Genomic DNA, 22,736 nt, shown 5'->3' with positions numbered 1-22,736 from the left:
ATGTCAGGCGTCAGGTATTCCGGTGTGGAAACATTGTGAAAATTTCCAATGAATTCAACTGGTTGCACCCCGCTGTCAAAGCTGGATCTAGCATTAAGATAGACCCGCCTTGTGGCACGGAGCGTCGCACGGTCGCACTACCTGGTGACGGTATCTGTACCGCAGTGCAGCTTGCATTCGTCGCGCCGTTGCCCTAGAAATAATTAAATATTTCCAAAAATATCGGCGGTAGTCATCGCCGCGTGGCCCCACCGGGGCTGCGGCCGCAAGCATGCCCCCATGCCAACGACCACGGAGTGCCGGCGACCCGCGACGGGCATCGCGATCGCAATCCGCAGGAGGGGGGATCATGTCCATCACGCGCAGAGAGTTCCTGAAGGCCACCGGCGGCGCGGCCGCCGGCATTGGTGTTTCTGGAAGCTTGCCCACCCCGGCGCAAGCTGCGCCACCCCCCAGCGATCCGGGCCGGACGACGCTGCCTTTCGCCCCTAGGGTGGTTGCGCAGATCGGACAGCTGCGGGTCAATACGCCGGTCAGTTTCCTCTACCCGGACGCGTCGTCGCCCTGCGTCGCCATCAAGATGGGAATGCCAGTGCCAGGCGGGGTTGGCCCCGACCGCGACGTGGTGGCCTACAGCACGCTCTGTACGCACATGGGCTGCCCGGTTGCCTACGACGCTGGCGCCCGCACCTTCAAGTGCCCCTGCCATTTCAGCATCTTCGACCCCGAGAAAAGCGGGCAGATGGTGTCGGGACAGGCAACCGAAAACCTGCCCATGGTCCAGTTGCAGTACAACGCCAGCGATGGCACGGTGAAAGCCGTCGGTGTCGAGGGGCTGATCTACGGGCGTCAAGCCAACCTGCTGTGAAGGGGGCGTACTGCCATGGCAACCAACAAGGACCGGGTGGCCCTGCCACCCGTGAATGCGCAGCGGACCAACCTGACCTGCCATTTCTGCATCGTCGGGTGCGGCTATCACGTCTACAAATGGCCGGAGAACATCGAGGGCGGCCGAGCGCCCGGCCAGAACGCGCTCGGGCTGGACTTTCGCAAGCAACTGCCTGCGCTGGCGGTGGTGATGACGCCGAACATGCAGAACACCGTCACCGACCGGGACGGCCAGCGCCACAACATCTTCATCGTGCCCGACAAGCAATGCAGCGTGAACCAAGGCTTGTCGTCAACGCGAGGCGGTCAGTTGGCCAAGGTGATGTACAACCCGGACGGCGTGGCCAGGGCCCGCTTGCGCAGCCCGCGCGTCTATATGGCCGACCAATGGGTCGATACCAGCTGGGATGACGCGCTGGCCCTTTACGCCAGCGTAACCAAGCGGATCCTGGATCGCGACGGGCCCGCAGCGCTGGCGTTCGATTGCTTTGACCACGGTGGCGCGGGCGGCGGCTTCGAGAACACCTGGGGCACCGGCAAGCTGATGTTCACGGCGCTCAAGACGCCTCTGGTCCGGATCCACAATCGGCCGGCCTACAACTCCGAATGCCATGCCACCCGCGAAATGGGCATCGGCGAACTCAACAACAGCTATGAGGATGCCGAACTCGCCGATGTGATCATGGCAATCGGCTGCAACTCCTACGAGACCCAGACCAACTACTTCCTGGCGCACTGGCTGCCGAATCTGCAGGGCCAGACCATGGACAAGCGCAAGGCGCGCTTCCCGGGCGAAAGCATCGCCGCGGCCAAGGTGATTTTCGTGGACCCGCGCCGCACCACCACGATCGCGGTGGCGGAGCAGGCGGCCGGCAAGGACAACGTGCTGCACCTCGATATCGAGCCCGGCACCGACATTGCCCTGTTCGATGGGTTGCTGACCCATGTGGTCGACCAGGGCTGGCACGATCAGGAATTCATCGCGGGCTATACCAAGGGATTCGATGCGGCGCTGCGCGCGAACCGGTTGTCGCTGGAAGACACCAGCCGCATTACCGGCATCCCGGTCGACAAGCTCAGGCGCGCGGCCGAGTGGGCCTACAAGCCAAAGGCGTCCGGCCACCGGCCGCATACGATGCATGCCTACGAGAAGGGCATCATCTGGGGCAACGACAACTACCTCATCCAGTCCGCGCTGGTGGACCTGGTCCTGGCCACGCACAACGTCGGCCGGCGCGGCACGGGCGTGGTGCGCATGGGCGGGCACCAGGAGGGTTATGCCAGGCCACCCTATCCTGGCAGCACGAAGATTTATGTGGACCAGGAGATCATCCACGGCAAGGGGCTGATGTACACGGCGTGGGGCGCCAATCCGTTCCAGACCACACTCAATGCGCAGGAGCACCGCGCCGTGATCCTGCGGCGCACCGCGGTTGTGCGAGAGGCGATGGCACGCCAGCGCGGGGCCACCGTGCCGCAGATGGCGGATGCGATCTACGATGCTGTGAAGAGCAAGGGCGGGCTGTTCCTGACCAACATCAACCTGTATCCCACCAGCCTGGCTGACGCCGCCCACCTGATGCTGCCGGCCGCGCATCCGGGCGAGATGCACCTGACGTCGATGAACGGCGAGCGCCGGATGCGCTTGTCGGACAAGTTCATGGATCCACCGGGCACCGCGCGCCCGGACTGCCTGATCGCCGCCGGTATTGCCAATACGCTCAAGCGCTTGTACGAGGCCGAGGGCAAGGGCGAGATGGCCGCGCGCTTTGGCGGCTTCGACTGGCGGACCGAAGAGGATGCCTTCAATGACGGCTTCCGTCAGGCGGGCCAGCCCGGCGCCGTCCCGATCGATAGCCAGGGCGGCAAGACCGGCAACCTGGTCACATACGAGCGCCTGCGTGCGATGGGCAACAACGGCGTGCAGCTGCCTGCGAAGGCGTACCGCAACGGCCAGTTGGCCGGGACCGAAATGCTCTACATGGACGGCAAGTTCGATACGCCCGATGGCAAGGCCGAGTTCAAGCCGGCGACCTGGCCCGGGCTGCCGAAGCCTGTCGCCGAGCAGAAGGCCAAGTATCACTTCTGGATCAACAACGGCCGGGTCAACGAAGTGTGGCAGACGATGTACCACGACCAGTTCAACGAATTCGTGCGTGCGCGGGTGCCCATGGCCTATCTCGAGATCCATCCAGCGGACGCGCAAGCGCTGGGCGTGGCCTCCGGCGATGTGGTCGAAGTCTATAACGACTACGGTTCCACCTATGCCCTTGCCTACCTGGAGCCAGACATCAAACGCAACCAGACCTTCATGCAGTTTGGTCATTTCAACGGGGTCATGGGCAACGTGACCACGCCGTGGACCGACCGCAATGTGGTGCCGTACTACAAGGGCACCTGGGCGGACCTGCGCCGCGTTGGCAGCATGCAGGACTTCAAGGACACCGTCAGCTTCAAGCGGCGGCGGTTTGACCGCGCCTAGCGCGAGCCCGCTCGGCGGCGCGAATGTTAAAGGGCCACGCTCAGCAGCCACCCGGCGGCTCCGCTGCAAATGACAACCAGCCACGGCGGAAGCTTCCAGAACATGAGCGCCACGAACGCGATCACCGCGAGTCCGAAGTCTGCGGGCCCGTGCACGGCGCTGGTCCAGACGGGATGATAGAGCGCGGCCAGCAATAACCCGACCACACCCGCGTTCACGCCGGCAAGCGCCGCCTGCGTGCGCACGTTGCGGCGCAGCTGCTCCCAGAACGGCAACGTGCCGGCTACCAATAGAAACGACGGGACAAAAATAGCCACCAGGCACACCAGCGCACCGATCCATCCGCTCGGCGCAACCGTCATGGACGCGCCGAGAAACGCTGCAAACGTGAATAGCGGCCCCGGCACCGCCTGCGCTGCGCCGTAGCCCGCCAGGAAGGTGTCATTCGTTACCCAGCCGCTGGGCACCACCGCGGCTTGCAAGAGCGGCAGCACCACGTGCCCCCCGCCAAAGACCAGCGATCCCGCACGATAGAATGCACCCGCTACAGCCAGAGTCTGATTGGGCCACGCCTGCACGGCCAGGGGCAGGCCCGCCAGCAGGATGAAAAAGGCGCCCAGCAGCAAGCCCCCGACACGCCGGCTGATTGAGATCGGAAGCGGATCGTGGGTTACATCGCGGGCTGGCTTGAACATCGCCAGGCCCACCACGGCGGACGCAGCGATCACGCCGACCTGTCCCCACGCATTCGGCCAAAGCTGCGCGATGCAGGCGGAGAACGCCGCAATGGTGATACGGGTAGTGTCCGTGCAGAGACTGCGGGCCATGCCCCAGACGGCCTGCGCGACCACGGCCACGGCCACCACCTTCAGGCCATGCAACGCACCGGCCGGTATCACATCGCCCCACGTCGAAATGCTCAGAGCGAACAGCACCAGGGCCACTGCGGACGGCAACGTGAACCCGACCCAGGCCGCCACCGCGCCCATGAAGCCGGCGCGCGACAAGCCTATCGCCATGCCAACCTGGCTGCTGGCGGGACCGGGCAAAAACTGGCAGAGGGCAACCAGATCCGCATAGCTGCGCTCGCTCAGCCAGCGTCGACGCGTGACGAATTCCTCTCGGAAGTAGCCTAGGTGGGCAATCGGCCCCCCAAAGGAAGTCAGGCCCAGCCGGAGGAAAGCGAGAAGCACCGCCCAGGCATTGGCAATGGCATCCCTATCCCTCTTGACCTCATTCTCGGTGGCTAGCATCCATTCAACTCCACTTCGGTTGGCAAACAATCGATTTTCGCTATCGAAGATCGATAACCCTCCCATGCTAACGACCCTGGATGACAGGCGTCAAACCACCGCGCCGGCGCGCACAGAATCCGCACACGGTCGGCTTGCCGGCGTCGCCTGTCGTCGGCCTGGCGCGCGCCTCGCCCGCCTTCGTCGCCCTTGTTTTTGGTCAATATTTCCAATATTATGGAAACATGGAAGAAAACGAAGCAATCCGCTCTCTCGCCGCCCTGGCCCATGGCCTGCGGCTACAGGTTTTCCGCTTGCTGGTGGTGGCCGGGCCATCCGGGTTGACGCCCGGCGCGATGACCGAACAGATCGGGGTGCCCGGTGCGACGTTGTCCTTCCACCTGAAGGAATTGATGAATGCCAGTCTGATCACGCAAGAGCGTGAAGGCCGGCATCTGATCTATCGCGCAGCGTTTGAGCACATGAACGACCTGCTTGGCTTCCTGACAGCCAACTGCTGCCAAGGGGAGGCCTGTTTCGACAATACCGCCGCCACCGTTTGTGCGTGTTAAAGGGGAAATCCAATGAAGCGCTTTCACGTCCACCTCAACGTCCAGGACCTCGGCAAGAGCATTGCCTTCTACTCGAAGCTGTTCGCGGCCGCGCCCACGCGGGTCGAGAGCGACTACGCGAAGTGGATGCTAGAGGATCCGCGAGTGAACTTCGCCATCTCCACCCGTGGCGGTGAGTCTGGCGTGGATCACCTGGGATTCCAGACCGACAACGCGGAGGAACTGGTGGCGCTGAAAGACCGTGCGGAAGCTGCCGATATGGCGCTGCTTGATGAAGGGCAGACGACCTGCTGCTACGCACGTAGCGAGAAGCACTGGGTTACGGATCCGCAAGGCATCGCGTGGGAGCATTTCCACACGCTCGGGAATGTGCCGGTGTTCGGTGAAAGCCGGCCCGCGGAGTCCGCGAACGCAGACTCGGCATGTTGCGCGCCGCGCGCCCCGCAGGGCAAGCCGATCGGCATCGCCGTGAAATCCAACGCATCGTGCTGCTGAAGGCTCATCATGAGCGACAGGGTCACCGGAGAAATGTGCCCGGTATGGCCCGGTCAACCGATGACGGCGCACTGAAATGTGCCGGACCCGGCCACATGCGAAGGGACCGAGGCGCAGAAGCGGTAGGCGATCAACGATGCCGCCATCACGCTGAAACGCCGCATCGAATTGTTCCTGTCCCTACCTATCCTCAAGCTCGATGCCGTTGCCCTTCAAAAGGCAGTGCGCGATATCGGGCAAAGCTGACCATCACCGGGCGGTTCCCATGACGACCAACGTTCTGATTCTTTGCACCCACAATTCGGCTCGCAGCGTGTTGAGCGAGGGCATGCTCAACCATCTGGCAAAACAGCTTGATAGGGATGTCCGGGCCTATAGCGCCGGCAGCGCGCCAAGCGGCCGCATCAACCCGTTTGCGCTCGAAGCGCTGAGCCAGGCCGGCGTCGATGTGGAGGGCTATCGCAGCAAGAGCTGGGACGAGTTCGTCGGCGACGATGCACCCAAGATGGATATTGTGATCACCGTCTGCGATAGCGCCGCGGCCGAGGCGTGCCCATACTGGCCGGGCAGCCCGGTCAAGATGCACTGGGGGTATGCCGACCCCTCGCACGCGCAGGGCGGTGACGACGCAAAGCACCTTGCGTTCGAGCTGACGCGGCAGGCGATCGGCTACCGCATGCTGCAACTGCTCATGCTGCCGCTTGAGGCAATGAGCAATGCGCAACTGCAGGAAGCCTTGACCAAGATAGCGCGGAGCTAACCGCCATGATCGGTCTGCCACGCCAGATTGCAGGGGAAGTGATCGGTACCGCGCTACTGCTTGCCGTGGTGATCGGTTCGGGCATCATGGCCGAGCGCCTGGCCGGCGGCAATGTTGCCGTTGCCCTGCTGGCCAACACGCTAGCTACGGTAGGCGGCCTGTACGTGCTCATCGAGGTATTCGGCCCGATCAGCGGCGCGCATTTCAATCCGGCCGTGAGCATGGTGATGGCGGTGAAGGGCGAACTGCCTCGATACGCCCTGGCCCCCTACATCGTCGCGCAGTTGGCCGGTGCGGTGCTGGGTGCCTGGCTGGCACACGCGATGTTCGATGTGAGCATCCTGCAGCTATCGGCCAAGATGCGCAGCGGGCCAGGCCAATGGATCGCGGAAGCCGTGGCGACGGCCGGCCTGATACTGGTCATCCTCCGCGCCCCTGACGGACGCGCCCCGGCAATGGTGGCAAGCTACATCGGTGCGGCTTACTGGTTTACCGCCTCCACCTCCTTCGCTAATCCCGCTGCTGCCTTCGGGCGGATGTTCAGCAATAGCTTCGCCGGTATTGCGCCGGCAAGCGTGCCGGGATTCGTGCTCGCCGAGCTGCTCGGCGCCTGTATCGGGCTGCTGCTGCATACCGCATTGCTGCCACGCGTGCAGGAACAGGGTCACCCAAACGTGATCGAGGCGTCAGGCCAACAGGAAGACTCGCCCGCAACGGGTGGGCACATCTGAGGAATGCCGTCGTTGCGTGGCACCTGCCGGTCAGATCCATCGGAGCGCGCTCGAAGGTCCGCGCTCTTCGGCCCGCAATTCAATCTGACTTGGCTGTGGCCTTTGTTCGTGCTGGGCGCTTGGGCTGGCACGCAAAGGAGGGAACGTCGCAGCCCTTCGGATCCCCTTCACAGCAGTGTTCCATCAGGAAGCCTAGCAGCTCGTTCATCTGCTGGTACCGGGCCTGGTAGATGACGTTCCGGCCTTCCTGCCTGCTCGCGACCAGGCCGGCATTGGCCAATTCCTTGAGATGAAAGGACAGGGTTGCCGGGGGCAGGCCCAACGCCTCGCCAATCCGCCCGGCATGCACGCCGGCTGGGCCAGTTTGGACCAGCAGGCGGAAGATCGCCAGGCGAGATTGTTGCGCGAGCGCGGCCAGGGCCTTTACGGCGGAAGCACTGTTCATTGCTTGTTGCATTCAGAGCGACGATTCCACGTATTCTCCTTCAGTTTTCGGATGGACGGTTACCATCTCGATCTGCCTGCAAAGCGACGAGGTCAAGCGGGCACGCCCGATGGATCAGGCCTTTGCTACCCGGTGACAAGCTTCTGGCCGGGTTCCCGAAAGCTTCGCGCGCAATATTGTCCGTTTTCTGAAGCGCCTGCGCCTCCCATTACACCTTGAACCTCGGTGGCCGGGCGGGCCTGATCGGGCGAGCCTTTCGTATCGGCGGGCGTGCTGCCCGCGCGATATCCGCGTCCGGCTCCCCTCGGTTTTCCAATTGCTGCCGGTACTCGGCCAGCAAGCCATCCTGCTGCCGGACCCGCTCATCCAGCACAGCCACGGCATTCCCCACCTTTGCCAGTTCCTCGGCTTGCCGCCCCGCGGCTTGTGCCGCGTCCGCCAGCTTTTGCTGGGCCGCCTTGCGCTCGTTGTCCATCTGGCGCTGCCCTTCGCGCAGCGCCACCCGCGCGCCGTCCAGTTCCAGCGCCATGCGCCGCTCATTGGCGCCAAAGCGATCCGCCATGGTTTCGCGCTCCTTGTCCCAAGCGGCGCGCTGGCTGGCGGTATCGCGCAGCAACGCGTCCTTCTCTTCCTGCGCGCGTCCCAGCGCGGCGCGCACGGCGTCGTTCTCGGCCTGCTGCGCCACCAGTTGCGCCTCGGCACGGGCAGCGCGTTCGCTGGCTTCATCCCGGGCGCGCGCCAGTTCGGCAAGGGCGTTGTCGGCAGCGTCCAGCTTCGCCATCAGGATGGCGCGTTCCTGCGCCAGCGCGGCCTGCTCCGCCTCGACCGCTGCCCTCGCCAGCGCCAGTTCCGATTCCCTGGCGGCATAGCTCGCCGACACGGTGGCCCGGGCCTCGGCTTGCGCCGCATCCCACAAATAGCGTGCAGCCTGGTTCACCGGCTCGGGCAGGCTCGCTGGCGCCGCAAACGCCTGCGGGTCCTGCAAACGCGCGCCCAGCCCGGCAAACCAGGCGTCCAGGTGCGGGCTGACGGTGTTTGGCGAGCCGCGCCCAAGATGCAGCCGGATCCGTTCGATAGTCGGGCGCTGGCCGGCCAGCAGCAAGGCATCGGCGGCTTGCCAGACATCTTGCTGGGTGATGGAGCGGGAGCGCGTGGCGGGCAGATTGGCGTTTTGCATGGTCCGGGCAGGTTTTTTGGCGACGTTGGATCTCGCCCCGAAGATAAGGCACGATAATGAATAGTTATCGTGCCTTATCTGATACTGGTGTATAATTTAATACAGCATACATCATATTTATTATGATTTCTCAAGAACCACCCCTATTCCTCGGTGACAAGGCCGAAAACCTGCCAAATCGCCCCGATTCCCTCAGCCTGAAGCCCGTTCATGCCGATTTTCCCGCGCCGCTCCGCCCGTCCGAACTCGACCCGCTGGGCCGCCAGGCCGCCGAAGCGCTGTACCGCGAGGGCGAATCCGCCAACACGGTGGCCAGCTATCGCTCCGCCTTACGGTATTGGGCTGGTTGGTTCGCGCTGCGCTACGGCCAGCCGATCGCCCTTCCCTTGCAGCCGGCGGTCATCATCCAGTTCGTCGTAGACCACGCCACGCGGACCACGCCCCAGGGCCCGGTCAGCGAATTGCCGCCGGCCATCGACGCGGCACTGGTCGCCCGTGGCCTCAAGGCGCGTACAGGCCCGCCGGCGTTAGCCACGCTGATGCACCGGCTGGCCGTTATTGCCAAGGCGCATCGGCTGGAAAACCTGGATAACCCCTGTGCCGACCCGGCCGTGCGTGAACTGGTGGCGCGCACGCGCCGGGCCTACGCCAAGCGCGGCGAGCGCCCGGCGCGCAAGGCGGCGCTGACGCGTGAGCCGTTATCCCGGCTGCTGGAAACCTGTGACGATTCGCTGATCGGCCTGCGCGACCGTGCGCTGCTGCTGTTCGCCTGGTCCAGCGGTGGCCGGCGGCGCTCCGAGGTGGCGGGGGCCACCCTGGCTAACCTGCGGCGCCTCGCGCCGGGCGAGTTTGTCTATCAACTGGGCTGGTCCAAGACCAACCAGGCCGGGGCCGACCTGCCGGACAACGCCAAGCCGGTGATCGGCGCGGCGGGCACGGCGCTGGAGGCCTGGCTGAAAGCAGCGGGGATTGGCGATGGCGCGATCTTCCGGCGCGTACGCCGTGGCGGGCATGTGGGCCAAGCGCTGTCCGACGCCGCCGTGCGCAAGATCGTCAGGCAGCGTTGCGAGGCGGCCGGGCTGGAGGGAGATTTCTCGGCGCATTCGCTGCGCTCGGGTTTCGTGACCGAGGCAGCGTCGCGCCAGGTGCCGATGGCCGAGGCCATGGCCATGACGGGGCACACCAGCGTAGCGACACTGGTGCGGTATTTCCGGGCGGCGGATGCGCGGCGCTCGGTGGCGGCTGACCTGATCGGCGTGCCGGACGAGGATGCCGAGCCGCCCCCGCCCGGGGTGTCCCAATCATTGACAGCGCGCTAAACGAAAGTCCGTGGGTGACGCCTTGAACGAGGCAATTCCTCGCGGAATCGTGATGGCGCGCGTCGTCTGATATTTGTGAGGAAGCGATCGCCTGTCACGAAGCCCACGTAACCGTAGCAGCATGATGGTCGCACCCCGGCGTCGCGGAAGTGCCCGTGTCGGACATGGCTCGGAAAGCAATCGGACAAGAAAAAAGACCGCCTGCCCCAAGGTCAAGAGAACCACGGAGGTAGACAAGGGCAGGCGGGTACAGAAATTTGCCACTGCTTACGCAGCGTCCAGCATCGAAAGCATCGGATTCAGGTCAAGCCGTTACTTGGCGAATCGCGGCCGGTCGATCGCATGTCGAAGCCAGCACCGAACGTGTCGAGCACCTTGCGCTTTGCCATGTCCACATGTGGATCGGGCGCGCCAGTTCGCGTGCCGTCGCTGAACGGATCGAAGGGCCCCAACTTCGCCGCACTGCCTTTGGCGTCCAGCTTGACATGGAGCACAACGTCCACCCAAGGGCGTGCCTTTGCGCCCTTGCTTCCAGCGAGCGCTACGGTGGTGAAGCTCGAAGCCGCCAGCACCGCGACGGTAAGCCCACTAAAAATGACCGATTTGGTAATCATTTTCTCTCCTTGGTGTAAACACCATCTGACTAAAACGCCGAGAATTCTTGCAGGGTATCTCAAAACGTCACTCAAAACGTGTGACGGATTCCAAGCCCCACCCCGACCATGGACGTTTCGCCTGCACCGAGAGCGTAGCTATTCCCCGTCCCCAGACTGTTGGCGTAATTTATGGCGGCATTGTCAAGATTGAGCCCCGCGTTCTTTGCGAAAGAAGTTGCGACGTAGGCGCTCGTACGTTTTGAAAATGAATAGTTCGCGATTACCGTTACTTGCCATGGATTGCCCAATTTTGATTCGCTCACTATGCGATGGATCTTGTCGTACGCATACTCAAAAGTGAGATCCACATTTCCGGTCATCTTGTAGTTTGCACCGATCCAATAGAAATCGTCTCGCAGGATTTCATTACCGGCTCCATCATTATTCTTTCCCCAACGGTATCCTGCCATGAGCTTTGCGGGCCCCGCAGCATAGCTTCCTGCAATCGCGAGTTTTTTGAAACCTCCCGTCCCGTTCACCATGCTGGGGTTGAATTCATCAAAAGCCAGCGCGGCGCCAAGACCGCCGGCAAAGTAATTCACGCCAACGCCATATGCCGAATCTCGGCGAAACTGCCCCGGAACCTCCCCAGTTCCTGTGAGCGGGCTTGTACTTGCTGCGGTGGCGGGTAACGCAAGACCTGTCCCAAACGACCAATGGGCGCCGACAACGAAGGGGCCAAAGACACCGCTATACTTCGCCGTGTTGTCTTCTCGATAGGCCGCGCCAAGAAGCAGTACCGTTGGGGAGTACTGCGTCGCGTAGATCGTTGGTGAAAAATTCGCAATGGAATCGAACAGCGATGTGTATTGGCGGCCGAATGTGAATTTCCCGAGTGAGCTGCTTTGCAATCCAACAAACGCCTGGCGTCCAAAAAGTCGGCCTTGCATCTGATTACCATTATCCATACTCACGCCGCTTTCCAGGACAAAAACGGACTGCAGGCCGCCACCAATATCCTCTGTGCCGCGAATCCCCCAGCGCGATCCGGACAGACCACCAGAATCCATGCGATAGACGCTTTTTCCGGCTCCGCTATTGAACCCATTGCTGGCCAATGGCACCGTCCCGACGCGACTTGCATATTCCAGGCTCATGTCGGCAACGCCATACAGAACGACGCTCGACTGAGCCCAGGTCGTGCCAGAAAAAAGGCTCAAAGCACCCAGAATAATTGGATTTACTTTCATTATTTGTCTCCCCACCATGATTTATACGGCCTCTCGCACAGCAGCCCGCATTGGGCGGAGGCCACGCACCCAATGTCCCGTCTCGTCTAGAAGACGCTTTAATGCAAGTGGTCTAAAATCAAGGGCAATGCGGCGAGCGCATGCCCTTGCCAGTCGGCATTACTCCGGCACCAGTTGTCCGGCTGGCTGTGCTTGCTCATGCCGATCCTGCTGGGCGTTGGCCGCATTGCCGGGCCGGATCTTGAACCAGATGGAGTACATGGCCGGCAGGAATACCAGGGTCAAAATCGTCCCGGCAAATGTCCCGCCGATGAGCGTGTAAGCGAGTGCCCCCCAGAACACCGAATGGGTGAGCGGAATAAAGGCCAGGATGGCGGCCAACGCAGTCAGAATCACCGGCCGCGCACGCTGGACGGTGGCTTCCACGACGGCCCTGAACGGGTCCAACCCTTCCTCTTTGTTGTGCTGAATCTGCCCGATCAGGATCAGCGTGTTGCGCATCAAGATGCCCGACAGCGCAATCAGGCCGACCAGCGCGTTGATGCCAAACGGCTGCCCGAACAGAATCAGCATCGGCACCACGCCAATCAGGCCGAGGGGGCTGGTCAGGAACACCATGACCATCGCCGCGATGGACCGCACCTGGAAGATGAGAATCAGCAGGGTAACCGCCAGCATGATCGGGAACAGCGGCAGCATGGCCTTCGTCGCCTTGCCCGATTCCTCGATCGAACCCGCTTGTTCAATGCGGTATCCGCTGGGCAGTTTCTCGATGATCGGCGCAAGCTGCTTGCTGATGGCTGTCGATACGTCGGGCGGTTGCAGTCCATCGGCAATATCGCCCCGGACCGTAATGGTCGGCATGCGATCGCGCCGGCGGATGATGGGCTCCTCCATGCGCACATCGATCTTGCCCACCTGCGAGAGCGGGATGCGCTGCCCGTTGGCGCCAGCCAGCGTGAAGTCGCCAATCCTGGCCGGATCCAGCCGGATGTCGCCGGCCGAGCGCGCGGTCACCTGCACGGTGCGGATGTCCTCGCGCACGGCCGTCACCGGAATGCCGTTAAGCAGGAATTGCAGTTGTTGCGCGACCGCGCTGGAGGTCAGCCCCACGGCCTGCAAGCGGTCCTGCTCCAAGGTGAAGTGCAGCGTGGGCACGCGCATCCCCCAGTCGGTGTTGACCGTGCGCATCATCGGGCTCGCGTCCATGACTTGCCGGACATCGGCCGCGATGCGGCGCAACGTCTGCGCATCCGGGCCGGTCACGCGGTAGGCCACCGGGAACGGCGAATACGGACCGAACACGAGCTGGGTGACCCGTACGCGCGCCTCGGGGGCAAGACCGTCGGCAACGGCCTGGCGCAGGCGCTGCTTCAACGCGTCGCGCTCTTCCTGGCTATCGGTGCGCACTACGATCTTGGCGAACGACGGATCTGGCAGTTCCGGCCCCATCGCGAAATAGAAGCGCGGCGCACCCTGGCCAACATAAGCCGTCACGATCCTGGCTTCCTTCTGTTTGGCCAGCCACGCTTCGAGCTTCGCCGTGGCGGCGCTGGTCTGGTTGATCGACGTGCCATAGGGCATCTGCACTTCGACCAGCACTTCGGGTCGATCCGAGATCGGAAAGAACTGTTTCTTGACCACCGCCATGCCAAGGATGGCCAAGACGAAGAGCCCGACGACCGAACCCGCGACCAGCCATTTGCGCGCAATCACATACCCGAGCAGCGCACGGAAGCGGTTGTAGCGCGGGGTGTCGTAAATCGCATCGTGGCCGCCTTCGACCTTTTTGAAGTCGGGCAGCATCTTCACGCCCAGGTAAGGCGTGAACACCACCGCGACCACCCAGGACGCAATCAACGCAATGCCCACGATCCAGAACATATTGCTGGTGTATTCACCCGCGGAAGAACGGGCAAAGCCGTTGGGCATGAAGCCGACGGCGGTCACCAGCGTGCCCGACAGCATGGGCGCGGCGGTGTGGCTCCACGCATAGGCCGAAGCGGCCACGCGGCTATAGCCCTCTTCCATCTTCACCACCATCATTTCGATGGCGATGATCGCGTCGTCCACCAGCAGGCCTAGCGCCAGAATCAAAGAGCCGAGGGTGATGCGATCGAAGTTCTTGCCTGTCGCGACCATCACCACGAACACCACGGCCAGGGTCAACGGCACGGCCGCGGCCACCACCAGGCCCGCGCGCCAGCCCATGCTGACGAAGCTCACCAGCATGACCACCACAAGCGCAGCGAAGAACTTGAGCATGAACTCATCGACGGCAGCGCTGATGTTGACCGCCTGGTCCGTTACCTTGGTCAGGCTCATGCCGAGCGGCATATCAGCGTTGATGGCGCCGACCTCCTTGTCCAGCGCCTTGCCAAGGTCCAGCCCGTTCCAGCCTTCGCGCATGACGATGCCCAGCAGCAAGGCGGGCTGCCCACCGTTGCGCACCATGAACGTGGCCGGATCTTCATAGCCGCGCTTGACCGTAGCAATGTCCGACAGCTTCAACGTGCGGCCCTGAGAGACAACCGGCGTATCGCGAATCTTCTGCAGTTGGTCGAACGCGCCGTCCAGACGGATGAAGACCTGCGGCCCTTTCGTTTCTACCGAGCCGGCAGCCGTCAGGGCATTCTGGCCGTTGAGCGCCGCAAACACGTCTTGCGGACTCACTCCCAGCGTCGCCAGCCGATCATGTGAAAACTCGACGTAGATGCGCTCCGGCTGCTCGCCGATGATGTTGACTTTCTTCACGCCGGGCACGTGCAGCAACCGCTGGCGCAGTGTCTCCGCGTCGCGCACGAGCACGCGTTGCGGCTCGCCCTGCGCCTTGAGTGCAAACAGCGCAAAGGTCACATCCGCATATTCGTCGTTGACCATCGGCCCGATCACGCCGGGCGGAAGGTTAGCCACCTCGTCGCTGACTTTCTTGCGCGCCTGGTAGAACTCCTCCTGGACTTCGGATGGCGGCGTGCTGTCAAGCAGGGACAACGTGGTGAACGCCAGGCCCGGCCGAGTGTACGTTTCCGTGCGGTCATACCAGCGCAGTTCCTGCATGCGCTTCTCGATCTTCTCGGCCACCTGGTCCTGCATTTCCTGTGCGGTCGCGCCGGGCCACGCGGTGATGATGGTCATCACCTTGACCGTAAACGCCGGGTCTTCCGCACGGCCCAGCTTGAAGAAGGAAACGAGCCCAGCCACAGAGATCAGGCCGATCAGGAACAGGGTGATGGCGCGCTCGCGCACCGCGAGCGCCGATAGGTTGAATCGACCTTGGCTCACAGGCGCACCCCCGCGACGGTCGTACTGGCGCCTTGACCCGCCACGCGGACTTGCTGTCCCTCTCGCAGCAGTTGTGCACCAAGCGCGACGATCCGGTCCCCTTGCTTGACTTGGCCGGCAACCCGAGCCCCTTCGTCACCGAGGCGCACGATGCTGACGGATCGCCACGACACCTTGGCCGGATCCCCCTGGATGACCCACACGCCGGGGCCCTTGCCTGCATCGAACACGGCGCCCAGCGGTACCTGCAGATCGCCTTGCGCAGTGGCAAGCCGATCAGGAATCTGGATCGTCACCGTGGCGCCCAGCGGTGCATTGGCCAGTTCGCCATCCAGCACGTAGCGCGCTTCGAAGGTGCGGGTAAGCCGATCCGCAGCATCTGACAATTGCCGCAGCCTGGCAGGCACGCCCGCGCTTTCCCCACCGAAAAGCATTGCCTGTGCGACAGACCCAACTGCCGGCCGCAGCGTTTCAGGCAACTGGACTACCGCTTCGCGGCGGCCAGCGTGGGCCAGGCGCACAACGGCCTGCCCCGCATTGACGACCTGGCCTGGCTCGGCCAGCGTTTCCATGACCACGCCATCGCCATCGGCAACGAGCTCTGCGTAGCGGCTGGCGTTACGCGCGACGTCTGCCTGCGCTTGCGCCGCGCTTAACTGGGCTTTGGCCGCGTCCGCCGCCGCCTTGGCCTGGTCATAGGCCGAGGCGGAAATTGCCCCCGTTCCGCGCAGATCGCGGTAGCGGGCTTCGTCTTCCGCCGTCTGTTGCGCGCGTGCCCGTGCGGCGTTCACGGCTTCTTGCTGTGCATGCGCCGCGAGATTCAGGTCGACAGGGTCGATGCGCATGAGCGGCTGCCCGCGCTTGACGGTTTGCCCCGCATCCACAAGCCGCTCCAGTACCTTGCCGGGCACGCGGAACCCGAGCTCGCTCTGCACCCGGGCAGCGACCACCCCCGTGAAGGAACGCGATGCGGAAGCAACTGGCTGGACGAACGCGGCACGCACCAAGGGCGCCTCGGTGCGCGGATCGGCAGGGGCCTTTTCGCCACAAGCGCTCAACGCGAGCGGCAGCGCACAAATAACGGTAGAGGTAACAAAGCGACGCCAAAACATGACAGCCCCATCGACGAGATGATCTAGGCTTTCATTCTGGTTCTTGTGACCGTTTTAGTCAATGGTCACAACAAAAAATCTGCACGTCAGGGTGAAAGACTTCGGAGCACCAGGCTGGAGAGCAGCGCCGGAGCGCCTTCCGTGTAGTCAAAGCTGTGCTGCAAAAGCAACGGATTGAGGTACGGCCGCATGACCAGGTAGATGGCCATCGTGGCTTCGTCCAGCGGCGTCTTGCGCTCAAAGTCTCCGGTCTCCCGGCCTTCCTGCAGCACATCGCGCAGCAGCTTCTGGATGCGCTCTTCGTAGGCGAGCACCGCTTGCCAGCGTTCAGTCGCCGCCGAAGCCGCAATCTCGTACAGCTTGCGGTCCTGGAAAAACAGCCGCAGGCTGGCTTCCGTCGAGGCTTTGAACATGCGCCGCAGCTTCTCCGGCGGTGAATCGGCCTGCGCCAAGGCGGCGCTAACGTCGGCCTCGATCTCGCGCAGGCAGTTGGCGCAGATCATCTCGCCAATGGCCTGCTTGGACTCGAAGAACTTGTAGATATAGGCCTTGGAAAAACCGATGGCCTTGGCCAGGTCGGAAACGGCGGTCTTCTCATAGCCATAGCGGCTGAAGTGCTCGGTAGCGGCGGCAACGATCTGGTCCCGCACGTCATGGTCCGCCGGGCCGCGGGCGGGAACGGGGTAAGGGGTGGTCTTCATGGGCTCCAGCTTACGCGAGTTGCGATAGTTGAACAACGCGTGACCATTCTGTACTATAGTCACTAAAAATTCCGATGGAAGACCGCCATGTTGCCAAAAGACGCCCTTGCGGCCCTCTTCGTTGCCAGTGTGGCAACGGGCTGTGCCGTCGGCCCCGACTACGTGAAGCCCGATGCGCCGGTTCCGGAACGATTCCTGGGCCAGACCGCCGTTGAACAGCGCGCAGCCAATGCCCCAGCGGATCTGTCCGCATGGTGGGCTGGCTTTGGCGATCCGCAACTCACGCGGTTCGTGCAACTCGCGTTGGAACAGAACCTGGACCTCGCACAGGCATTCGCCCGCGTTACCCAGGCGCGCGCAGGCCTTGGCGCCGCCAATGCTGCGTTACTGCCCTCCGGCAATGGCACAGGCCAGGCCGCCCGCGCATACCAGTCGGTCGAAACGCCCTTGGGCAGAGTCTTGAATTCGAGGCCCGACTTTGACCGCTACGGCAACGCTTTCGAGGCCGATGTCAACGCGAGCTGGGAGTTGGACGTATTCGGCGGTCTTCGCCGTGGCCGCGAGGCAGCACTGGCCGACTACCAGGCCTCCCAGGCGGGCGCAGTCGCCACGCGGCTGGCCGTGGCTGCTCAGACCGCTGACATCTACATCGCCGTGCGTGGCTTGCAGACGCGCCTGAAGGTGGCCCGTCACCAGGTGCAGACGCAAGAGGAATTACTCTCCACCGTCAACCTGCTCTACGGCAAAGGGCTGGCGGCTGAGCTCCAAGTCCGGCAGGCCGAAGGCGCACTCGCTCAGGTTCGCGCGTCCATCCCACAGCTTGAGGCGGGCCTCGACGCGGCGATGAACGCGCTGGACGTGATGCTCGGCTCGCTGCCGGGTACGCGCCGGACCGAACTGGCGCAAGGCGCAGACATCCCGGCCGCTCCGCAGATTGCGATCAGCGGATCGCCTGGCGAATTGCTGAGGCGCCGCCCCGACCTCATCGTCGCCGAGCGTCGCCTTGCGGCCTCCAACGCGCGCATCGGTGTCGCCATTGCGGAGTACTACCCGAAGTTCTCCCTCAGCGGACTGCTCGGCAGCGCCACATCGGTAGGCGCCGGAAGCCTGTTCGGCAGCGGTGCCAGTCAGTTTGCGGGCGTGCTCGGTCTGCGCTGGCGCCTGTTCGACTTCGGCCGTATCAACGCGCAAATCGATCAAGCCAAGGGGCAAGAGGCCGAGATGCTCGCCGCATACCGGCTCGCCGTGCTGCGCGCCACGCAAGACGTGGAAGACGCCTTCTCTGCCCTGGTGAAGCGCGAGGAACAAACGGCCATGCTCACGCAAGGCGTGGATTCACTCGGCCGCGCCCGAAACGCTTCGTTTGCCGCCTACCAGAAAGGCGTCGTCAGCCTGATCGAAGTCCTGCAAGCCGATGAAAGCCTGTTGCGAGCGTCAGACGCGCGCGCCCAGGCGCAAACGGAATCTGCGCGCGCTGCCGTCGCGGCATTCAAAGCGCTGGGCGGCGGCTGGCAGCCGGACGAATCGACCGCCGTTGCAAGCAAATAGTCACCCCGTGAATGAGGCGGCACATCCAGCGCGGCGCATCGCAACAACCGATTTACCGCAGCACCAACCCACTCATACAGAAAGAAACTGCCATGTCGAATTCCAAAGTTGTCGTCATCACAGGCGTGTCTTCGGGCATTGGCCGTGCAACCGCCGCAAGGTTTGCCCTGCGGGGCTGCCGGGTATTCGGCACCGTGCGTCACCTCGCAAAAGCGCAGCCGATGCCGGGCGTTGAACTGGTCGAGATGGATATCCGCGATGAAGCCTCGGTTCAGCAGGGGATCCAGGCCATTCTCGCGAAGGCCAAGCGCGTCGATGTACTTGTCAACAATGCCGGCGTGGGGCTGCTCGGCGCGACTGAAGAAACATCGATTGCCGAAGCGCAGGCGCTGTTCGACACCAACGTGTTTGGCATCCTGCGCACCACGCGAGCCGTATTGCCGCACATGCGTGCGCAACGTTCGGGAAGAATCATCAACATCAGCTCGGTGCTCGGCTTTCTGCCGGCGCCGTACATGGGGCTCTATTCGGCGTCCAAGCACGCCGTGGAGGGGATGTCAGAAACGCTGGACCATGAGGTGCGCAAATTCGGCGTCCGTGTGGTGCTTGTCGAACCTTCATTCACCAAGACCAGCCTGGATACCAATGCCCCCCACGCGGCTTCCAAGGTATCTGCCTACGACAACGAGCGCAGCGTCGTTTCGCAAGCGATTCAGAAAAGTGTCCAAAAGGCAGCGGAACCCGACGGCGTCGCGAGCACGGTCGTCGATGCCGCCCTGGGTGCGTGGAAGATGCGCCGTACCCCCAAAGGCGAGGCCTCCCTTCTGAGCAAGCTGCGCCGTTTCATGCCGGCAGGGCCGGTCGATGCGAGTCTGCGCAAGACGTTCGGACTCTCCTGAAGCGCGTTGCCAGAAACAGGTCCGGCGCACACATCATCGGAAGAGCCTCATGACGCATCCAGACAGCTCAGCAACCGGGGGTGCTGCCGCGATGGCTCCGGCTTCGCCCAATGCACAGATCAACACCGCACCACCTTGGCCAGCGTTCTGGGTCGCCAGCGTGGCGGTGTTCCTTGTTTCGATGGACGGCACGATGCTGTCCGCCGCCTTCAGTGCCTTACGCGCGGGGTTTCCTCAAGCCACTGCGGCGGACCTTTCCTGGGTGCTCAATGCCTGCACCGTCACCTACGCGGCAACGCGCATTCCCTCGGGCGGATTGGCGGACAAGCATGGGCGCAAGAAGATGTTTCTGGCCGGTGTTGCATTGGAACCGGCAACATCGGCGGCACGCTAACCCGCAAGCTCAGTGCGGCAGGACACGACGTGCGCGTCGCAAATTCGAGCGCTATTGAAGGTGTGCGCGCGTTTGCCCGCGAGATCGGAGCAGAACCAAGGGATGTACACGGAGCCATCACTGGCGCCGACGTCGTCGTCCTGGCCATTCCTCTGCCGGCAATGCGCGAGCCGCTCGCTGCGGCAATCCCTGGCGTTGCCACCATGAAGCGGGACCAATTGCCAGAGCACTTCGCAAAGTTGGGGCCGAATGCCAGCCATGCCGATGTCGTGGCTATGAACCGTAGGGTGAATTCCGTTGTCGGGTAAGTACCGTCACGACGGTGCGCATGGGCGCAATGGGTCTGCGGATTGCGAGGTGGTCGGCCTTGATGTTCCCGCTGGTTGTTGTACTGGACAAGCCGCCCTGGGGCGGACAAGAATATGGGCCGGGTTGCGCACATGCCCACCAGATACCAGATCGACAATCACGGCGGCCGCCACCGGCGGTGCCAACGGGAGACTGCCATGCGGCACTGGCTTGTCCTGCTTGCGCTTGCCTGCTGCATGGGCCTGGCCCACGCGGGCAAATGCGTAAGCGGCAACAAAACGCTCTACACCGACGCGCCCTGCCCGGCCGGCTGGCAGGGCGCGGCGCTGGGCGGCAATCTCTCCCGTATCAGCCCCGAGCCGGCTACCGACGCGGCCAACCAGCAGTTCCTGAAAAAGCGCGAGGCGGAGGAGCGCGAATACCAGGCGCGGCTGATGCGCGAGCAAAACGAGGCCACCCGCACCGAGGTCAACCAGTGTTACTGGCTGGCCAACCAGATGCGGCTGCTGGAGTCCGACTACAGTGCGCGCCGCCTGGCCCGGCTGCCGGAGCAGGAGGACTACCGCCGGCGCTACCGCAACCTGCGCGACCAGCAGGCGCGGCTGCGCTGCTGAGGCCTGGGACATTGTTCGAATGCACGTTTGAATCCCTGTTTGAATCCCGCAAGCCATTACAATCCGCGCCGGGCATGCCGATATGCAGGCGGTGCGCGTGCATGTCGCAGCCCGCGAGCGTGACGCCGCACACTATCCCCTGCCAGTAGCTGAACCCCTATGACGCCGCCTCCGATCCCCGCCAACGAACAGCTTCGGCTGGATACGCTGCGCGCCCTGAATATCCTCGACACCTCGGCGGAAGAGCGCTTCGACCGCCTGACCCGGCTGGCGCGGCGCTTGTTTGGCGTGCCCATCGCGCTGGTCAGCCTGGTGGACGCTAACCGCCAGTGGTTCAAGTCCTGCATTGGCTTGTCTTCCACCGAGTCTTCTCGCGAGATCTCGTTCTGCGGGCACGCGATCCTCGACGACGGCATCCTGATGGTGCCCGACGCGCTGCTCGACGAACGCTTTCACGACAACCCGCTGGTGGTCGACGAGCCCGGCATCCGCTTTTATGCGGGCTGTCCTTTATCGGTGGCCAACGGCAGCAAGCTGGGTACGCTGTGCCTGATCGATGTGCAGCCCCGCGAGTTTGGCGAGGAGGACCGCGCCTTGTTGCGCGACCTGGCTCACATGGCCGAGCAGGAGTTGGCCGCGCTGCAACTGGCCACCATGGACGAGCTGACGCTGTTGTCCAATCGCCGCGGCTTCTCGGCGCTGGCGCAACACGCGCTCAATGTGTGCAAGCGGCTGGACAAGCCCGCCACGCTGCTGTTCTTCGACCTGGATGGTTTCAAAGGCATCAACGACCGCTTCGGCCATGCCGAGGGCGACCGCGCCCTGTCGGTCTTTGCCTCGCAGTTGCGCCAGTCGCTGCGTGACTGCGATGTGATCGGCCGCCTGGGCGGCGATGAGTTCGTGGCGCTGCTGACCAGCACCGACGCCGCGCTGTGCCAGGCCACGCTGGCGCGCTTGAAGATGGCCATGGATGCGATCAACGAGCAGGCCGCGCGAGGCTATGAGATCGCGTTCAGCGTCGGCTCCGTCGAGTTCGACGCGGCGCGCCACGATGGCACCGCCGCGCTGCTGGCCGAGGCCGACGCGGCCATGTATGCCAACAAGGCATCCCGCAAGGCAAGCCAGCGCTAACCCTAGGGGTTGTTGCCAGGCCACGCGCCCGCCGCCGGGCGCGCCCTCCTGCCTATACTGACAAGCAGCCCCACCGAGCCAACAAGAAAAGGAGAATGGCTATGCCACACGAGCAATTCCTGGCCAAGCAGGAGGACCGCCGCAGCGGCCTGCGCGCCCTGCGGGCCGCGCTCCTGAAGGTGCACAAGGAAGTGATCGCGCTCAATCGCGTGGAGTACGAACGCCTGCACGGCCCGATCCCGGCCGGGCTGTTCGTGCAGGTTGTGACCGAGGAGACCTATTTCCGCTGGCTGGACCCGCTCTCGCGGCTGATCATCGAGATCGACGAAGAACTGGACGCGCCCGAGCATCACGATGAAACCTGCAAGGCGGTGGCCACGGCCACCGAGAAACTGTTTGGGCCAGACAGCGACCCGGCGTTTCGTGACCGATACCAGCAAGCGCTGCAGGACGAATCAGGCGTGATCGTGGCGCACGGGCAACTGATGAAAGTCGTCGCGCAGTTGCGGCAACTGGTCTAGCGGAGCGGCTGGATGCTGCGGCGCGGTGTTTCGTCTATTTTTCCGGGCGGGTGACGCGCCCATGGTCCACCGAAATCGGGTCGCTCGCCGGAAAGGTTTCCCGCAGGGCTTCGTCGAGTTCGTCCTCCACGTGATCCTCCTTGCTACCCGGCGATGGCTTGGCTTTGGACGGCTTGGGGGGCGTTGGCGTTACAGGCTTGCTCAGATTGGTCATGGTGATGTCCCCGCACGGGTGGGTGTGCCTTGATCTTAGAAGGCTCTTGGGCGGGATACCAATC

Annotated in this window: 22 protein-coding genes and 2 pseudogenes; 15 read left to right on the top strand and 9 right to left on the bottom strand. The window is 63.5% G+C overall.

Annotation, left to right across the window (positions count from 1 at the left end; translation table 11 throughout):
• The first annotated feature begins 349 nt into the window (after positions 1-349).
• Positions 350-868, top strand: a complete 519-nt coding sequence (locus RR42_RS29380) for an arsenate reductase (azurin) small subunit (protein WP_043355169.1) — start codon at positions 350-352, stop codon at positions 866-868.
• Positions 869-883: 15 nt separating this feature from the next.
• The gene (locus RR42_RS29375) at positions 884-3,370 is read left to right on the top strand and encodes an arsenate reductase (azurin) large subunit (RefSeq protein ID WP_043355167.1); all 2,487 of its coding nucleotides are present in this window, start codon (positions 884-886) and stop codon (positions 3,368-3,370) included.
• 26 nt (positions 3,371-3,396) lie between these two features.
• Here the strand turns inward: RR42_RS29375 and chrA are convergent, their stop codons facing one another.
• Positions 3,397-4,623, bottom strand: coding sequence for a chromate efflux transporter (gene chrA / locus RR42_RS29370; protein WP_043355165.1), 1,227 nt, complete (start codon positions 4,621-4,623; stop codon positions 3,397-3,399).
• 224 nt (positions 4,624-4,847) lie between these two features.
• Here chrA and RR42_RS29365 point away from each other — a divergent pair, with 224 nt between their 5' ends.
• From RR42_RS29365 to RR42_RS29350, 5 genes and pseudogenes are all read left to right on the top strand, one after another.
• A complete protein-coding gene (locus RR42_RS29365; protein ID WP_043358171.1) occupies positions 4,848-5,174 on the top strand; it encodes an ArsR/SmtB family transcription factor in 327 nt (108 codons plus the stop codon).
• A gap of 12 nt (positions 5,175-5,186) precedes the next feature.
• A complete protein-coding gene (locus RR42_RS29360; protein ID WP_043355163.1) occupies positions 5,187-5,669 on the top strand; it encodes an ArsI/CadI family heavy metal resistance metalloenzyme in 483 nt (160 codons plus the stop codon).
• Positions 5,670-5,684: 15 nt separating this feature from the next.
• A pseudogene (locus tag RR42_RS41285) lies at positions 5,685-5,915 on the top strand (arsenate reductase ArsC); the annotation flags it as partial.
• 19 nt (positions 5,916-5,934) lie between these two features.
• On the top strand, positions 5,935-6,429 hold the full coding sequence (locus tag RR42_RS29355; protein ID WP_043355161.1) for an arsenate reductase ArsC: 495 nt from the start codon (positions 5,935-5,937) through the stop codon (positions 6,427-6,429).
• Between the two features lie 5 nt (positions 6,430-6,434).
• Entirely contained in the window at positions 6,435-7,160 is a 726-nt protein-coding gene (locus tag RR42_RS29350; RefSeq protein ID WP_043355159.1) for an aquaporin, read from the top strand.
• Between the two features lie 79 nt (positions 7,161-7,239).
• Here RR42_RS29350 and RR42_RS29345 read toward each other — a convergent pair whose 3' ends face one another.
• Positions 7,240-7,605, bottom strand: coding sequence for an ArsR/SmtB family transcription factor (locus RR42_RS29345; protein ID WP_043355157.1), 366 nt, complete (start codon positions 7,603-7,605; stop codon positions 7,240-7,242).
• 208 nt (positions 7,606-7,813) lie between these two features.
• A complete protein-coding gene (locus RR42_RS29340) occupies positions 7,814-8,782 on the bottom strand; it encodes a DNA-binding protein (RefSeq protein WP_043355154.1) in 969 nt (322 codons plus the stop codon).
• Between the two features lie 122 nt (positions 8,783-8,904).
• Here RR42_RS29340 and RR42_RS29335 point away from each other — a divergent pair, with 122 nt between their 5' ends.
• A complete protein-coding gene (locus RR42_RS29335; protein ID WP_236702228.1) occupies positions 8,905-10,101 on the top strand; it encodes a site-specific integrase in 1,197 nt (398 codons plus the stop codon).
• A gap of 299 nt (positions 10,102-10,400) precedes the next feature.
• On the opposite strand, the gene RR42_RS29330 is transcribed toward RR42_RS29335, so the two are convergent.
• From RR42_RS29330 to RR42_RS29315, 5 genes are all read right to left on the bottom strand, one after another.
• The gene (locus RR42_RS29330; protein ID WP_043355151.1) at positions 10,401-10,715 is read right to left on the bottom strand and encodes a hypothetical protein; all 315 of its coding nucleotides are present in this window, start codon (positions 10,713-10,715) and stop codon (positions 10,401-10,403) included.
• A 71-nt stretch (positions 10,716-10,786) separates the two neighbouring features.
• Complete coding sequence (locus RR42_RS38945) at positions 10,787-11,947, bottom strand: porin (protein WP_082055144.1); 1,161 nt, start codon at positions 11,945-11,947, stop codon at positions 10,787-10,789.
• 159 nt (positions 11,948-12,106) lie between these two features.
• On the bottom strand, positions 12,107-15,229 hold the full coding sequence (locus RR42_RS29325; RefSeq protein ID WP_043355149.1) for an efflux RND transporter permease subunit: 3,123 nt from the start codon (positions 15,227-15,229) through the stop codon (positions 12,107-12,109).
• Positions 15,226-16,341 (bottom strand): efflux RND transporter periplasmic adaptor subunit, encoded by a 1,116-nt coding sequence (locus RR42_RS29320; RefSeq protein WP_043355146.1) that lies wholly within the window; start codon positions 16,339-16,341, stop codon positions 15,226-15,228. The genes RR42_RS29325 and RR42_RS29320 overlap by 4 nt, the downstream gene beginning before the upstream one ends.
• 86 nt (positions 16,342-16,427) lie before the next feature.
• Positions 16,428-17,042: a TetR/AcrR family transcriptional regulator gene (locus RR42_RS29315; RefSeq protein WP_043358169.1), complete on the bottom strand. Its 615-nt coding sequence runs from the start codon at positions 17,040-17,042 to the stop codon at positions 16,428-16,430.
• Positions 17,043-17,129: 87 nt separating this feature from the next.
• On the opposite strand from RR42_RS29315, the gene RR42_RS29310 reads away from it, so the two are divergent.
• The 7 genes and pseudogenes from RR42_RS29310 to RR42_RS29285 all read left to right on the top strand — a co-directional run bounded on the left by RR42_RS29310 (position 17,130) and on the right by RR42_RS29285 (position 22,458).
• Complete coding sequence (locus tag RR42_RS29310; RefSeq protein ID WP_043355144.1) at positions 17,130-18,590, top strand: efflux transporter outer membrane subunit; 1,461 nt, start codon at positions 17,130-17,132, stop codon at positions 18,588-18,590.
• Between the two features lie 92 nt (positions 18,591-18,682).
• On the top strand, positions 18,683-19,489 hold the full coding sequence (locus RR42_RS29305) for an oxidoreductase (RefSeq protein ID WP_043358168.1): 807 nt from the start codon (positions 18,683-18,685) through the stop codon (positions 19,487-19,489).
• 49 nt (positions 19,490-19,538) lie between these two features.
• Positions 19,539-19,877, top strand: a pseudogene (locus RR42_RS29300) (MFS transporter); the annotation flags it as partial.
• 35 nt (positions 19,878-19,912) lie between these two features.
• On the top strand, positions 19,913-20,191 hold the full coding sequence (locus RR42_RS38940; protein WP_236702227.1) for an NAD(P)-binding domain-containing protein: 279 nt from the start codon (positions 19,913-19,915) through the stop codon (positions 20,189-20,191).
• A 198-nt stretch (positions 20,192-20,389) separates the two neighbouring features.
• The gene (locus RR42_RS29295) at positions 20,390-20,806 is read left to right on the top strand and encodes a hypothetical protein (RefSeq protein WP_043355137.1); all 417 of its coding nucleotides are present in this window, start codon (positions 20,390-20,392) and stop codon (positions 20,804-20,806) included.
• Between the two features lie 159 nt (positions 20,807-20,965).
• Positions 20,966-21,937, top strand: a complete 972-nt coding sequence (locus RR42_RS29290; RefSeq protein ID WP_043355135.1) for a sensor domain-containing diguanylate cyclase — start codon at positions 20,966-20,968, stop codon at positions 21,935-21,937.
• Positions 21,938-22,032: 95 nt separating this feature from the next.
• Positions 22,033-22,458 (top strand): hypothetical protein, encoded by a 426-nt coding sequence (locus tag RR42_RS29285; protein ID WP_043355133.1) that lies wholly within the window; start codon positions 22,033-22,035, stop codon positions 22,456-22,458.
• Positions 22,459-22,492: 34 nt separating this feature from the next.
• Here RR42_RS29285 and RR42_RS29280 read toward each other — a convergent pair whose 3' ends face one another.
• Complete coding sequence (locus tag RR42_RS29280) at positions 22,493-22,672, bottom strand: hypothetical protein (RefSeq protein WP_043355131.1); 180 nt, start codon at positions 22,670-22,672, stop codon at positions 22,493-22,495.
• Between the last annotated feature and the right edge of the window lie 64 nt (positions 22,673-22,736).

Source organism: Cupriavidus basilensis, assembly GCF_000832305.1.
In the GTDB taxonomy this organism is placed as follows: domain Bacteria; phylum Pseudomonadota; class Gammaproteobacteria; order Burkholderiales; family Burkholderiaceae; genus Cupriavidus; species Cupriavidus basilensis_F.
The sequence above is the reverse complement of the archived record's forward strand: the minus strand, read 5'-3'. Positions and strand labels throughout refer to the sequence as shown.

Excerpts from the sequence above, each read along its gene's own strand:
- RR42_RS29380 (WP_043355169.1), top strand. The coding sequence starts at position 350 with ATGTCCATCACGCGCAGAGAGTTCCTGAAGGCCACCGGCGGCGCGGCC.
- RR42_RS29315 (WP_043358169.1), bottom strand. The coding sequence starts at position 17,042 with ATGAAGACCACCCCTTACCCCGTTCCCGCCCGCGGCCCGGCGGACCAT.
- RR42_RS29320 (WP_043355146.1), bottom strand. The coding sequence starts at position 16,341 with ATGTTTTGGCGTCGCTTTGTTACCTCTACCGTTATTTGTGCGCTGCCG.
- RR42_RS29285 (WP_043355133.1), top strand. The coding sequence starts at position 22,033 with ATGGCTATGCCACACGAGCAATTCCTGGCCAAGCAGGAGGACCGCCGC.
- RR42_RS29290 (WP_043355135.1), top strand. The coding sequence starts at position 20,966 with ATGACGCCGCCTCCGATCCCCGCCAACGAACAGCTTCGGCTGGATACG.
- RR42_RS29330 (WP_043355151.1), bottom strand. The coding sequence starts at position 10,715 with ATGATTACCAAATCGGTCATTTTTAGTGGGCTTACCGTCGCGGTGCTG.
- RR42_RS29375 (WP_043355167.1), top strand. The coding sequence starts at position 884 with ATGGCAACCAACAAGGACCGGGTGGCCCTGCCACCCGTGAATGCGCAG.
- chrA (WP_043355165.1), bottom strand. The coding sequence starts at position 4,623 with ATGCTAGCCACCGAGAATGAGGTCAAGAGGGATAGGGATGCCATTGCC.
- RR42_RS29305 (WP_043358168.1), top strand. The coding sequence starts at position 18,683 with ATGTCGAATTCCAAAGTTGTCGTCATCACAGGCGTGTCTTCGGGCATT.
- RR42_RS29350 (WP_043355159.1), top strand. The coding sequence starts at position 6,435 with ATGATCGGTCTGCCACGCCAGATTGCAGGGGAAGTGATCGGTACCGCG.
- RR42_RS29345 (WP_043355157.1), bottom strand. The coding sequence starts at position 7,605 with ATGAACAGTGCTTCCGCCGTAAAGGCCCTGGCCGCGCTCGCGCAACAA.
- RR42_RS29355 (WP_043355161.1), top strand. The coding sequence starts at position 5,935 with ATGACGACCAACGTTCTGATTCTTTGCACCCACAATTCGGCTCGCAGC.
- RR42_RS29310 (WP_043355144.1), top strand. The coding sequence starts at position 17,130 with ATGTTGCCAAAAGACGCCCTTGCGGCCCTCTTCGTTGCCAGTGTGGCA.
- RR42_RS29295 (WP_043355137.1), top strand. The coding sequence starts at position 20,390 with ATGCGGCACTGGCTTGTCCTGCTTGCGCTTGCCTGCTGCATGGGCCTG.
- RR42_RS29360 (WP_043355163.1), top strand. The coding sequence starts at position 5,187 with ATGAAGCGCTTTCACGTCCACCTCAACGTCCAGGACCTCGGCAAGAGC.
- RR42_RS38945 (WP_082055144.1), bottom strand. The coding sequence starts at position 11,947 with ATGAAAGTAAATCCAATTATTCTGGGTGCTTTGAGCCTTTTTTCTGGC.
- RR42_RS29340 (WP_043355154.1), bottom strand. The coding sequence starts at position 8,782 with ATGCAAAACGCCAATCTGCCCGCCACGCGCTCCCGCTCCATCACCCAG.
- RR42_RS29365 (WP_043358171.1), top strand. The coding sequence starts at position 4,848 with ATGGAAGAAAACGAAGCAATCCGCTCTCTCGCCGCCCTGGCCCATGGC.
- RR42_RS29335 (WP_236702228.1), top strand. The coding sequence starts at position 8,905 with ATGATTTCTCAAGAACCACCCCTATTCCTCGGTGACAAGGCCGAAAAC.
- RR42_RS29280 (WP_043355131.1), bottom strand. The coding sequence starts at position 22,672 with ATGACCAATCTGAGCAAGCCTGTAACGCCAACGCCCCCCAAGCCGTCC.